The following is a 12,538-nucleotide window of genomic DNA, read 5'->3' on the forward strand; positions in this document are numbered from 1 at the left end:
TTTCCTTGGTTGAAGTGATGAGGGTGATCAGTTGATGGAGACGGATTCGGCATCGCCGAACAGGTCAGCGCCGGAGACGACCACGCGGTCGCCCGGGCGCAGGCCGGACAGGATTTCCACTTCGCCCAGGCTGCTGACGCCCAGCCGGACCGGGCGGCGGATCGCGGTATCGCCATCCATGACGTAGGCCTGGCCGTTGCCCTGTTCCACGAACGGGCCACGCTCGACCTTGATGACATTGCGGCGGGTATCGAGCACGATCCGCGACTGCATGCGCTGGCTCTGGCGCAGGCCCTGCGGCTGCTTGTCGGTGAAGCGGATGCGGGCATTGACTTCGCCGGCCACCACTTCGGGCGATACCGCGCTGATCTCGCCCGGGAACGGCTGGCCATTGCCGCTGGTGAGCTGGGCCGGAATGCCGATCGACAGATCGCGGGCGAAGCTTTCCGGCACCTTGATCTCGATCTCGAAGCGCGACAGATCGACCACGCCCAGGATCGGCGCGTTGGCCGCTACCTGGGTGTGCTGGGTGGCCTGGACCTGGCCTACCTGGCCATCGAACGGTGCGCGCAGGGTCAGCGCGTCCACCTGACGCTGCACTTCTTCCACCACCGCGCGCTGGCGGTCGGCCAGCAGGCGCTTGTTGCGGGCATCCAGGTCCGCGCCCTGGCCCTGCAGGCGGGCGTCGGTCTGGGCGTTGGCCAGCGAGATGTCGGCCTTCTTCAGGCTGTCGTTGGCCTTGGCCAGGTCGATCTGCGGCACCGCGCCGCCGTCATAGCCGCGCTGGTAGCGCTGCAGGTCGCGTTCGGCGGCCTGGCGCTCAATGCTGGCCTGGTCGGTTTCCTTGCTGGCCTTGGCCCGGGCCAGGGTGGCATCGAGCACGGCGCGGCTGGCTTCGGCTTCCAGCCCGGCCAGGGTGGTGCGCTCCTGGGCCAGCTTGCTGCGCAGCTCGGGGCTGTCGATCACGGCCAGCTCCTGGCCCTTCTTCACCACGTCGCCGGCCACCACCTTCAGGTCCACCGTACCGGCGGAGATCGCGTACAGGATGGGGCTGTTGGCGGCGATCACCCGGCCATCGGCGGCCAGGTCGCGGACCAGGTCGCCTTGCTTGACCTCGGCAATGCGCACCCGCGCGCTGTCGAAGGAGCGGCTGGACCCGAGCCAGGCGCGGGCAGCGAAGACGATCGCCAGCAGCACCACCAGCGCGGCGATGCCCGGCCACAGCCAGCGCTTCCACGGCGCGGCCGTGCCCGGGGTGGAGAGGGTCTGGTCCTGTGCGGAAGTGTCGCGGATCATCGGGCTCGTTCGCGGTTGGGTTGCGGAATACCACGCACACCGCGTGCCAACATTGGCCCCTTTGAAAACAACCACTTGCGAAGCGGGCGCGATTGTCCGGGTGTCCGCGGACACCGCAGCGGACACTTTTGTTAAGCGGACAGCGTCCAAGCGGTCCAGCCGCCCACGCTAGAATGGGCGTTCGACAGCAGGGATCTGAATCTATGTGCGGGATTGTGGGGGCGATCGCGGATCGCGATGTGGTACCGGTACTCATCGAAGGACTGAAGCGGCTGGAATACCGGGGCTACGACTCGTCCGGCATCGCGGTACTGGACCAGACCCAGGCCCAGGCCGACGTGCGCCGCGTGCGCCGCACCGGCCGCGTGGCCGAGATGGAAAAGGCCGCCATTGCCGAAGGCTTCGACGCCACGCTCGGCATCGGCCACACCCGCTGGGCTACCCATGGCGGCGTGACCGAGGCCAATGCCCACCCACACATCAGTCACGGCGTGGCGCTGGTGCACAACGGCATCATCGAAAACCACGAAGAGCAGCGTGAACGCCTGCGCGGGTTGGGCTACGTGTTCGAGTCGCAGACCGACACCGAAGTCATCGCCCACCTGATGCACCACAACCTCAAGAACGGCGACAGCCTGCTGTCGGCGCTGCAGCGCACGGTCAAGGAACTGACCGGTGCCTACGCGCTGGCGGTGATGAGCCGCGCCGAGCCGGACCACTTCGTCTGTGCGCGCATGGGCTGCCCGCTGCTGGTGGGCCTGGGCCAGGGCGAGAACTTCGTGGCCTCCGACGTGTCAGCGGTGATCTCGGCCACCCGCAACGTGATTTTCCTGGAAGAGGGCGACACCGCCGACATCCGCCGCGATGGCGTGCAGGTGTATGACGAACACAACCAGCCGGTGGACCGTGGCGTGCACCAGTCGGATGTATCGCTGGCCTCGCTGGAGCTGGGCCCGTACCGCCACTTCATGCAGAAGGAAATCCATGAACAGCCGCGCGCGCTGGGCGACACCATCGAAGCGGCGATCGACGCCGGTGGCTTCCCGGCCGAGCTGTTCGGCAAGAACGCCGAAAGCGTGCTGGCCGGCATTGAAGGCGTGCAGATCCTGGCCTGCGGTACCAGCTACTACGCCGGCCTGACCGCGCGCTACTGGATCGAATCCATCGCCGGCTTGCCGTGCAGCGTGGAGATCGCCAGCGAGTACCGCTACCGCGCCGCGTATGCCAACCCCAAGCACCTGATCGTCACCATCTCCCAGTCCGGTGAAACCCTGGACACGATGGAGGCGCTGAAGTACGCCAAATCGCTGGGCCACCTGCATACGCTGTCGATCTGCAACGTGCCGGAAAGCGCCATCCCGCGCGCCAGCGAACTGGTCTGCTACACCCGTGCCGGTGCCGAGATCGGCGTGGCCTCGACCAAGGCGTTCACCACCCAGCTGGCCGCGCTGTTCCAGCTGACCGTGGTGCTGGGCAAGCTGCACGGCCGCATCGATGCTGCGCAGGAAGCGGAGTACCTGGAGCAGCTGCGCTTCCTGCCGGGCAGCGTGCAGCATGCGCTGAACATGGAACCGCAGATCGCCATCTGGGCAGAGCGCTTCGCGCGCAAGAACAGCGCCCTGTTCCTGGGCCGCGGGCTGCATTACCCGATCGCACTGGAAGGCGCGCTCAAGCTCAAGGAAATCACCTACATCCACGCCGAAGCCTACCCGGCCGGCGAGCTCAAGCACGGCCCGCTGGCGCTGGTGGATGAAGACATGCCGGTGGTGGTGATCGCGCCGAACGACAGCCTGCTCGAGAAGGTCAAATCCAACATGCAGGAAGTGCGCGCGCGCGGCGGCGAGCTGTTCGTGTTCGCCGACCAGGACAGCAACTTCGTCGAATCCGAAGGCGTTCACGTCATCCGCACTCCACGCCACGCTGGCGTGCTCAGCCCGGTGGTGCACACCATCCCGGTGCAGCTGCTGGCGTACCACACCGCGTTGGCGCGCGGCACCGACGTGGACAAGCCGCGCAACCTGGCCAAGAGCGTGACGGTGGAGTAAGCGATCGACCCAGGTCGCTCGCGGGTAGGTGCCCACCGTTGGTGGGCACGCTTCAACAAAAAAAAAGGGGGCGGCCCAGCAGGGCCGCCCTTTGCCGTTTCTGGCGTTGGGAAAACTTTAGTCGCGGGCGCCAGCGACATTCAGCGTCGGTTCTAGTCGGAATGCCATTCTCGGGGTGTCAGCCGCTGGCTGCGTCAATCGGTCCCACCACGCAAGGCGTGTGGCTTCACCCAGTCTGCAACAGGAAAAAGAATGAACGTCCGCGAACTTCTGCAATCCAAGAAAGACTCCGTTGTCACCATCGACGTCGAAGACACGATCGGCGCCGCTGCCCACAAGATGAGCGCGCACAAGATCGCCGCGCTGGTGGTGATGAAGGATGATGTGCCGGTCCGGATCATCTCCGAGAAAGACATCGTGCGCAGCCTGGCCGACGACGGCCCGCAGGCGGGTCGCCGGGTGATCGCCACGCTTCCCTCGGCCGGTCTGGAAGGCATCGCCCCCGAGGCGACGCTGAAGCAGGCCATGGCGCTGATGACCTACTCGCGCCACCGCCACCTGATGGTGACCGAGGGCAGCAAGCTGGTGGGCATCCTGAGCCTGGGTGACATCGTCAAGAACCTGCTCAGCGAGCTGGAGCTGGAGAAGGCGGTGCTTCAGGACATCTATATGGCCGCGCATTAAAGGAATGCCGTGAGCGGGGCTCTGCGCAGCGGTTCAGAGCCTCGCTCTACTGGCTCAGCGCGTGCCAGTTTCAACGCGTTGGCGGGACTTCGCAGTGCTTTCTCGTACTAGACGCAGCGCGGTTTGCGCCTTGGTGAGCTCTGGTTGAGAGAGCTGCTTCGTACCCGGAGGGAGAAACCAGCCCTTGATGCAGCCGATGTCTCTCAAGGCAATCTGCACATGGCTATCCCTGTGAAATCCGGAGTTCGGCGCGATTTCGGGGCCTTGTCGGAAGGCGCCCCGGACTGCTTGGAACTGCTCAAGCCCGGCAACGTCCTGGCGGCTTGAATGTATGAATTGGATCACCGCTCTATCCAGCCCGCGCAGGAGGATCTCTTCGTCACGTGCATCCACCGGAACATTCAGTGGTAGTGACTGCCCAATGCGAAGGTAGCCTGCCTGAAAGTTCAGGTACGCATTTTCGAACTCCAGGCGGCCGGCCCTGGTGGTCATATCGAGGCATCGGTGAACGCTGAAGACGCAGCCGACGACGGCAGGTGTCGCAATCGGCCTGGCAGTCAGCCTGCGCTGCGGTTGGCTGGCCGCTGCTTCGGCGAAGGCCATCGCCCTTTCTTCGTCGCCTTCGAAAAGGTAGAAGCCTGGGCCAAGCCAGTCGTACTGATTGCCACTGGGCGCAGGCGACAGTCGTCCGGAAACCAGCCCGTCTCTTACAGTGACATCGCAGCCGTGGTAGCCGATCTGAAGATGTCCATCGTTCATCGGTAGCCGCGCTTCAGCTTTCCGGAAGCGGTCAATATCCCCGACTTGCGTATGATCGCCTCCGCCTGCTCCGGCGTCATGTCATAGATTCGGCGAATCCTTTCCTCATCGCTCAAGGTGAGCAGGTCCGCAGCGGTCATCCGGACACGTCTGCTTTCGACCCTTTGCGCAGTGAATGACTGCGGACTGGATTTTGAAGTAGCCATGGACGCAGCATACCTTCGCGCAGCGTGGTACCTCATAAGCGCTTCATCAGCCTGCCAAGGATGAGAATGTCGAACCAGTGAAGGAGCAGGAAAAACGCAGAAAAAGTGTATTTCAATCATTCCAGGAGCGTTGCGCATTCGCCCCTGCCCATTGTCGCGAACGGCAACCTCGTATGTTTCGACCTACCTTATGTCGCCGGATGGGTTGCTCGAAACGTAATCTGCAAGGTTCGCCAAGTCGCTGAGCAACAGGCGATACGCATCCCCCTGCGCTTGCCCCCCGGCTTGCCGCAGCACCCATGACGGGTGGACCGTAGCGAAACCGCGCGTGCCGTCCTCCAAGGTGTGCCATTGGCCACGGTCACGCCCGAGTTGGAAGCCGCTGCCGAACACCGCCCGTGCGGCGCTGGCGCCCAGGCAGACGATTACTTTCGGGCTCACCTGTTCAATCTCCGCCAGCAACCATGGCCGGCACGCGTTGATATGGGTGACCTGAGGTTTGGAATGGATGCGCTTCTTGCCGCGCCGCTCGTAGCGGAAGTGCTTCACCGCATTGGTCAGGTACAACGTGCTGCGGTCGATGCCCAGCTCCTGCAGCGCACGGTTCAGTAGCTGCCCGGCCGGGCCGACAAACGGATGTCCACTGAGGTCTTCGCTGTCCCCGGGCTGTTCGCCGACCAGCATTACCTGCGCATCCTGCGGTCCCTCGCCGAACACGGTCTGCGTGGCGGGCTCCCACAGCGGGCATCGGCGGCAGCCAGCGGCCGCGCTGCGCAGTTCATCAAGTGAGTCGCCATTGGCCGTCGCCGGGCCGCGCAGGGGAATGTGCTGCTCCGGTATCCGACGTTGTGGTGCCTGCGCTTCACGGTCATGCATTTCCTGCACGCGGTCACCGGCATCGCGCACCAGCGTGGGCAGCAGGCTTGCCTCCGGCAGGTGCTTCCAGTACCGGGCCGGCATTTCCTGCTGCATCATCCGCGTGTTGAGCCGGGCAGGGTTGAAGATGTTGGCGTAGTAGGTGCGCCACAGCTCTTCGCGGGCATCCTCCACCGGCGCATCGGCCTGCTTGCTGCCGGGGCCGAATGCCAGCACCTGGCCGTCCCAGCGTGCACTGCGATACGGCGTGAGGATCGCCCAGCGCATGCCCGCAAAGCGGCGCGCGAAGAACGGCGCGACCCGATCCACGATGAAGTGATCGGGCTCGAACCAGGCGATGAAAGCATCCTCTTCGCCCGGTACTTCACGGAAACGCACGAAGGCTTTCATCTTGTGGCTGTCGCGGCGCACCGCCTGAGCGAGGGCCATCGCACGCAGCACGTCCGGATCGGCCGGGTTGGTGAGCAGGCCACGCTCGCCGTGGGTGATCCGCCACAGCATGCGGTACAGCAGCGGGTGGCGCTGCGGATCGCGGTGGCACAGGCAGGTGGCGGCCAGTTCGAGGAACGCCTTCGGCACCGCAATGGCGGTGGCTTCAGCGTCAGGCACTGAGAGGGTGGCCAGCGCCGGCGCGTCCAGCAGCGAACCTTCACCCTCCTGCAGCCAGTCCAGCTGCTCCGGTGCGACGCGGTGCTGCAGCGCCCGCCGCGCGGCCTCACGCCAGGACTGCACCGACCACGCCGCGTCGAGTCGCACACTCCAGCGGGTCATGCGGCAGCGTCGGGAAACAGCGAGGCCTGGCGCGGTGGCGGTGCCAGCCGCGCGCGCAGCGCGGTGGGGTCATCCAGTGCGCGACGCGGGTGATGGTCGGCCAGCTGCACGAACGGCAGCAGCTTGCTCATCGGTGCGCGCAGGCGGGCGACGTCGGCCACGCGCAGGCGGCCATGGCGGCGTGCCATCAACACGCGCTTGACGTTGCGCACGCCCAACCCCGGCACGCGCAGCAACATCTCCTTCGACGCCACGTTGAGATCGACCGGGAAGCGTTCGGGGTGGCGGATCGCCCAGGCCAACTTCGGGTCGATGTCCAGGTCGAGCATGCCGTTCTGCGTGGTATCGGTGATTTCCTCCACGCCATAGCCATAGAAGCGCAGCAGCCAGTCGGCCTGGTACAGGCGGTGTTCGCGCGCCAGCGGCGGTGCCTGCACTGGTAGCAGCCGGCTCGCATCGGGGATAGGGCTGAAGGCCGAATAGTACACCCGGCGCATGCGGTAATTGCCGTACAGGTTGTCGGCAGCACCCAGGATCTGCTGGTCGCTGGCGCCGTCGGCACCGACGATCATCTGCGTGCTCTGGCCAGCAGGTGCAAAGCGCGGCGCACGGGCGCGGCCAGCGCGCTTGGCCGGGGCGGTCGGCGTCGGTGCCGCCACCGTGGTGGGCTCGGCCTCGCTGGCGGTCTTGGCCTCCTTGGCTTCTTCGATGCGCCAGCGCAGTTCACCCATCGCGCCGCGAATGGAAGGCAGCGATTTCTCTGGTGCGAAGCTGCTCAAGCCCTCCTCGGTGGGCAGCTCGATGTTGATCGACAGGCGGTCGGCGTAGCGACCGGCGGCCGCCAGCAGTTCAGGCGAGGCTTCCGGAATGGTCTTGAGATGGATGTAGCCGGAGAACCGGTGTTCCTCGCGCAGCTGCCGCGCCACTTCCACCATCTGCTCCATGGTGTAGTCGGCATTGCGGATGATGCCGCTGGAAAGGAACAACCCTTCGATGTAGTTGCGCTTGTAGAAATCCATGGTCAGCGCGACGACTTCGGCCACGTTGAAGCGTGCGCGCGGTACGTTGCTGGAGACCCGGTTCACACAGTAGGCGCAGTCGTAGATGCAGAAGTTGGTGAGCAGGATCTTCAGCAGCGAAACGCAGCGACCGTCGGGGGTGTAGCTGTGGCAGATGCCGGCGCCTTCGGTGCTGCCGATGCCGCCGGACGCGCGCGAATCCCGGCGCCCCGCGCCACTGGAGGCGCAGGACGCGTCGTACTTGGCGGCATCGGCCAGGATCGCCAGTTTGCGAATCGTCTCCATGGGGAGACGGTAGGGGCGGCCAGTCTCACGTTGTGAGACTGGCGTCGGTGGTGGCTGAAGGGTTCAGGGTGCCGGCATGGATGCAGCCACCCAAGGGGTGGCTCTACGAAGGCGCGGCTGGGTAACGGTACTCAGAACGTGACTTTCACCGAGTCGGCGCTGTAGGTCGCCGGGCCGTGGTAGACGACCTCGATGTTGTTGCCGTCCGGATCGATCGCGAAGGCGGCGTAATAGCCCGGGTGGTAGGGGCGTTCGCCGGGGGCGCCGTTGTCCTTGCCGCCTGCGGCCAACGCCGCCTTGTGGAAGGCATCGACGGTGGCGCGGTCGCGGGCCTGGAAGGCCAGGTGGTGGCGGCCGGTCAGTTCACCGGCGGCCGCTTCGCTGTCGGCGGTGGAAATGAACAGCTCATCGGCCCAGAAATACGTATCGCCCTCGCCGGCGATGGGAATGCCGATGGTGTCGAACACGGCCTGGTAGAAGCGGCGGCTGGCCGGCAGGTCACGCACGATCAGTTGCAGGTGGTCGATGAGCCGGCCGCGGTGCAGTTCCATGGTTTCCATGCGGGTTCCTTCGGGTGGAAAGGAACGCAGGTATACCACCGGCGGTGCACGCCCGCCTTGGCAGGGCGTGCACATTGTTGAAGCCGGGGCGGTCAGCCGATCGGGGTGTTGGAGATGATCTCCACCCAATAGCCGTCCGGGTCCTTGATGAAGGCCAGGTGCTTCATGCGGCCGTCTTCCAGGCGCTTCTGGTAGGGCACCTCCAGATCATCGAAACGCTTGCAGGCCGCCTGGATGTCCGGCACGGAGACGCAGATGTGGCCGAAGCCGCGCGGGTCCTGGTTGCCGTCGTGGTACACGCGGCCTTCCTGGGTTTCGGTGCCATGGTTGTGGGTCAGTTCCAGCACGCCCGGAAGGCCGGCCATCCACACCCGGCGGGCGTCGTCGCCCTCGGGGATGGACGTGCCCGCCGGCAGCAGGGCCAGGAAGTACAGGCTGAACTGCGCCTCGGGGAAATCGCGCTGGTCGAGCAGGCGGAAGCCGAGTACGCGGGTGTAGAAGTCCAGCGAGGCGGCGGCGTCCTTGACGCGCAGCATGGTGTGGTTGAACACGAAGCCGGTGGTTTCGGCCGGCGGCTGGGCGGCAACGCCCGGCTGGGACTGCAGGGAGGCAAGGCTCATGGGGGATCCTGTGGGGGGCCGCGCAACGCGGCTGGCCGTTCATTTTAGCGGGGCGGCGGCAAGGGGACGTAGAATGCTGCATCTTCCTGGCCCGTCGTCGACATGTCGCAGCGTGAATGGGTGGCCGCCGCCATCCGCAAGATCGAAGCCGATTTCAACCGTTCGGCCGATACCCACCTCATTCCGATGGACCTGCCGGGCCACCCGGGCATCGAGCTGTACTTCAAGGATGAATCCAGCCATCCCACCGGCAGCCTGAAGCACCGCCTGGCGCGCTCGCTGTTCCTGTACGCACTGGCCAACGGATGGCTGCGCGAAGGGCGCCCGGTGATCGAGGCGTCCAGCGGCTCAACCGCGGTGTCCGAAGCCTACTTCGCGCGCCTGCTGGGCCTGCCATTCATTGCCGTGATGCCGGCCACCACCTCGCCGGAAAAGATCGCCGCCATCGAATTCCATGGCGGACGCTGCCACCTGGTGGAACGCGCCTGCGACCTGAACTGCGATTCGGAAAAGCTGGCCCGCGAAACCGGCGGCCACTTCATGGACCAGTTCACCTACGCCGAGCGCGCCACCGACTGGCGTGCCAACAACAACATCGCCGAATCCATCTTCAAGCAGATGGCCGAAGAGCCGCATCCGGTGCCGGAATGGATCGTGTGCAGCCCCGGCACCGGCGGTACCGCCGCCACGCTGGGCCGTTATGTCAGCTACCGCCGGCACGACACCCGCATCCTGTGCGCGGACCCGGAAGTGTCGGTGTTCTTCGACGGCTACCGCGCGGCCTTGGCCGGTGAACCGTGGCGCGAGCTCACCTGCAGCGGTGGTTCGCGGGTGGAAGGCATCGGCCGGCCCAGGGTGGAATCGAGCTTCATCCCAACCAGCGTGGATGCGATGGTCAAGGTGCCCGACGCGTTGAGCCTGGCCGCCATGCGCCACGTCAGCCGCCAGTTGGGGCGCCGGGTCGGCGGCTCTACCGGTACCAATTTCATCGGTGTGCTGCATGCCGCCGAGCGCATGCGTGCGGCCGGGCGCAGCGGCTCGATCGTGACGATCCTGTGCGACAGCGGCGAACGCTATGCGCACAGCTATTACAACCCGGACTGGTACCCGCGTCAGGGCATCGACGTGGAGCAGGCTGATGCGGTGATCGCGGCGGCCGTTGCCGGGCAGGGCCTGCCGGAGCTGCCCAACGCCGCGCTGGAAGCCCTGTACTGAGCACCGCAGGCGGGTGAACGGCCACGAACCCGTGGCCGGCGGGGCTTGTGCAGCGCCGGGTCCGGTGCCATATCGTGGGAAACGCCGGCGTGCCGGCCCCGCTGTCTGGAGACCCCTGTGACCCCTGCCAATCCCCTGCTCGATTTTTCCGGCCTGCCCCGTTTCGATGCGATCCAGCCCGAGCACATCGGGCCGGCCATCGACACCTTGCTGGCGCAGGCCGAAGCGGCGGTGAAAGCCGCCGAAACCGTGCAGCCGGTCAGCTGGGCCAGCTTCGTCGAGCCGCTGGACGATGCCACCGAACGCCTGTGGCGCGCCTGGGGCCAGGTCGGCCACCTGCAGGCGGTGGTGAACACCCCGGCGCTGCGCGAGGCCTACAACAGCAACCTGCCGAAGGTGACCCGCTTTGGCAGCGCGCTCGGCCAGAACCTGGCGCTGTTCGAGCAGTACCGCGCGCTCGCCGCCACGCCGGAAGCGACGCAGTACGACCCGGCCCGGCGCAAGGTGCTGGACAACGCGCTGCGGGATTTCCGCCTGGGCGGCGCCGAGCTGGACGAGGCCGGCAAGGCGCGTTACAGCGCGATCCGCGAGGAGCTCTCGGCGCTGTCGGCGACGTTCTCGCAGAACGTGCTCGATGCGACCGATGCGTGGTCGCTGCACGTGGAAGACCGCAGCGAGCTGGCCGGCCTGCCCGACGATGTGGTCGCCGCTGCGCGCGCCGCCGCGGAGAAGGACGTTCTTCCAGGCTGGAAGCTGACCCTGCAGATGCCGTGCTACCTGCCGGTGCAGACCTATGCAGAACACCGCCCGCTGCGCGAGACGCTGTACCGCGCCAACGCGCTGCGCGCCTCTGAGTTCGGCGATCCCAAGCTGGACAACAGCGCGCACATCGATCGCGTGCTGGCGCTGCGCGCCGAGCTGGCGGCCCTGCTGGGCTTTGCCAACTACGCCGAGTACTCCATCGCCACCAAGATGGCCGATGATGCGCCGCAGGTGCTGGGTTTCCTGCGCGACCTGGCAGCGCGTGCGAAACCCTACGCGCAGCGCGATCGCGCCGAGCTGGACGCATTCGCACGCGACGAGCTGAGCCTGCCTGCGCTGGAAGCGTGGGACCTCGCCTTTGCCTCCGAGAAACTGAAGCAGGCGCGTTACAGCTATTCCGAGCAGGAAGTGAAGCAGTACTTCACCGAGCCGAAGGTGCTGGAGGGTTTGTTCAGCGTCATCCACGGCCTCTATGGCCTGCAGGTGCAGCCCGACCAGGCGCCGGTGTGGCATCCGGACGTGCGCTTCTTCCGCCTGGTCGATGCGCAGGGCGCGCTGGTCGGCCAGTTCTACCTGGACCTGTACGCGCGCGAAGGCAAGCGCGGCGGCGCGTGGATGGACGACTGCCGCAACCGCCGCGATACCGCGCAGGGCGTGCAGACGCCGCTGGTGTATCTGGTGTGCAACTTCGGCAAGGGCGCCGATGGCAAGGCCTCGACCTTCAGCCACGACGAAGTGACCACGCTGTTCCATGAAATGGGCCATGGCCTGCACCAGCTGCTGACCCGCATCGGCGAGCTCGGCGTGGCTGGCATCAACGGCGTGGAATGGGATGCGGTGGAGCTGCCCAGCCAGTTCATGGAGAATTTCTGCTGGGAATGGGACCGCGTGCAGGCCATGACCGCGCATGTGGACAGCGGCGAGCCGCTGCCGCGCGCGCTGTTTGACCGGATGCTGGCCGCGCGCAATTTCCAGAGCGGCATGTTCACCGTGCGCCAGCTGGAGTTCGCGCTGTTCGACATGCAGCTGCACAGCAGTTTCGATCCGGTGCAGGACAGCGTGCTGCAGCTGCTGGAACGCGTGCGCGACGAAGTGGCGGTCAACCGCCCGCCGGAATGGAACCGCTTCCCGCACCAGTTCAGCCACATTTTCGCGGGTGGGTATGCGGCGGGCTACTACAGCTACAAGTGGGCCGAGGTGCTCAGCGCCGATGCGTACGCCGCATTCGAGGAAGCGCCGGAGCAGGTGGCCGAAACGGGCAGGCGCTTCCGCGATGAAGTGTTGTCGCGGGGCGGCAGCCGGAGTGCAGCGGAGAATTTCGCCGCGTTCCGCGGGCGTGCGCCGAACGTGGACGCGTTGCTGCGCCACAACGGCATGGCCGGTTGATGCGATGGGTACCGACCAACGGTCGGTACCTACCGGTGATTCGGGGCGGGTGCC

11 protein-coding genes are annotated in these 12,538 nt (G+C 66.1%); 4 read left to right on the forward strand and 7 right to left on the reverse strand.

From position 1 onward, the window contains the following. Positions 1 to 27: 27 nt before the first annotated feature. Positions 28 to 1,296, reverse strand: a complete 1,269-nt coding sequence (locus KVS69_RS00330; protein ID WP_093534630.1) for an efflux RND transporter periplasmic adaptor subunit — start codon at positions 1,294 to 1,296, stop codon at positions 28 to 30. A gap of 203 nt (positions 1,297 to 1,499) precedes the next feature. Between KVS69_RS00330 and glmS the strand changes: the two genes are divergently transcribed. Together glmS and KVS69_RS00340 are read left to right on the forward strand one after the other, a co-directional pair. Continuing rightward, positions 1,500 to 3,341, forward strand: a complete 1,842-nt coding sequence (gene glmS, locus KVS69_RS00335) for a glutamine--fructose-6-phosphate transaminase (isomerizing) (RefSeq protein ID WP_068854088.1) — start codon at positions 1,500 to 1,502, stop codon at positions 3,339 to 3,341. 252 nt (positions 3,342 to 3,593) lie between these two features. Next, positions 3,594 to 4,025 carry a CBS domain-containing protein gene (locus tag KVS69_RS00340; RefSeq protein WP_095362998.1) on the forward strand — a complete coding sequence of 144 codons (432 nt, stop codon included), beginning with the start codon at positions 3,594 to 3,596 and terminating at the stop codon, positions 4,023 to 4,025. 54 nt (positions 4,026 to 4,079) lie between these two features. Here the strand turns inward: KVS69_RS00340 and KVS69_RS00345 are convergent, their stop codons facing one another. The 6 genes from KVS69_RS00345 to gloA form a co-directional block, all read right to left on the reverse strand. Then, positions 4,080 to 4,784, reverse strand: coding sequence for a hypothetical protein (locus KVS69_RS00345; RefSeq protein WP_217535701.1), 705 nt, complete (start codon positions 4,782 to 4,784; stop codon positions 4,080 to 4,082). Further along, positions 4,781 to 4,924, reverse strand: a complete 144-nt coding sequence (locus tag KVS69_RS00350) for a hypothetical protein (RefSeq protein ID WP_217535702.1) — start codon at positions 4,922 to 4,924, stop codon at positions 4,781 to 4,783. Before KVS69_RS00350 ends, KVS69_RS00345 begins: the two co-directional genes overlap by 4 nt. Before the next feature lie 249 nt (positions 4,925 to 5,173). Next, positions 5,174 to 6,637, reverse strand: a complete 1,464-nt coding sequence (locus KVS69_RS00355; RefSeq protein ID WP_217535704.1) for a UdgX family uracil-DNA binding protein — start codon at positions 6,635 to 6,637, stop codon at positions 5,174 to 5,176. Then, positions 6,634 to 7,941, reverse strand: coding sequence for a putative DNA modification/repair radical SAM protein (locus KVS69_RS00360; protein WP_217535706.1), 1,308 nt, complete (start codon positions 7,939 to 7,941; stop codon positions 6,634 to 6,636). The genes KVS69_RS00355 and KVS69_RS00360 overlap by 4 nt, the downstream gene beginning before the upstream one ends. A 131-nt stretch (positions 7,942 to 8,072) precedes the next feature. Beyond that, the gene (locus tag KVS69_RS00365; RefSeq protein WP_068854082.1) at positions 8,073 to 8,501 is read right to left on the reverse strand and encodes a VOC family protein; all 429 of its coding nucleotides are present in this window, start codon (positions 8,499 to 8,501) and stop codon (positions 8,073 to 8,075) included. A 92-nt stretch (positions 8,502 to 8,593) separates the two neighbouring features. Continuing rightward, positions 8,594 to 9,121: a lactoylglutathione lyase gene (gloA, locus tag KVS69_RS00370; protein ID WP_217535709.1), complete on the reverse strand. Its 528-nt coding sequence runs from the start codon at positions 9,119 to 9,121 to the stop codon at positions 8,594 to 8,596. Between the two features lie 102 nt (positions 9,122 to 9,223). Between gloA and KVS69_RS00375 the strand changes: the two genes are divergently transcribed. Together KVS69_RS00375 and KVS69_RS00380 are read left to right on the forward strand one after the other, a co-directional pair. After that, positions 9,224 to 10,336, forward strand: a complete 1,113-nt coding sequence (locus KVS69_RS00375) for a PLP-dependent cysteine synthase family protein (protein ID WP_093534005.1) — start codon at positions 9,224 to 9,226, stop codon at positions 10,334 to 10,336. A 117-nt stretch (positions 10,337 to 10,453) separates the two neighbouring features. After that, positions 10,454 to 12,484 carry a M3 family metallopeptidase gene (locus KVS69_RS00380; protein WP_217535711.1) on the forward strand — a complete coding sequence of 677 codons (2,031 nt, stop codon included), beginning with the start codon at positions 10,454 to 10,456 and terminating at the stop codon, positions 12,482 to 12,484. Positions 12,485 to 12,538: the final 54 nt, after the last annotated feature.

The organism is Stenotrophomonas sp. GbtcB23 (genome assembly GCF_019091045.1).
Classification (GTDB): domain Bacteria; phylum Pseudomonadota; class Gammaproteobacteria; order Xanthomonadales; family Xanthomonadaceae; genus Stenotrophomonas; species Stenotrophomonas rhizophila_A.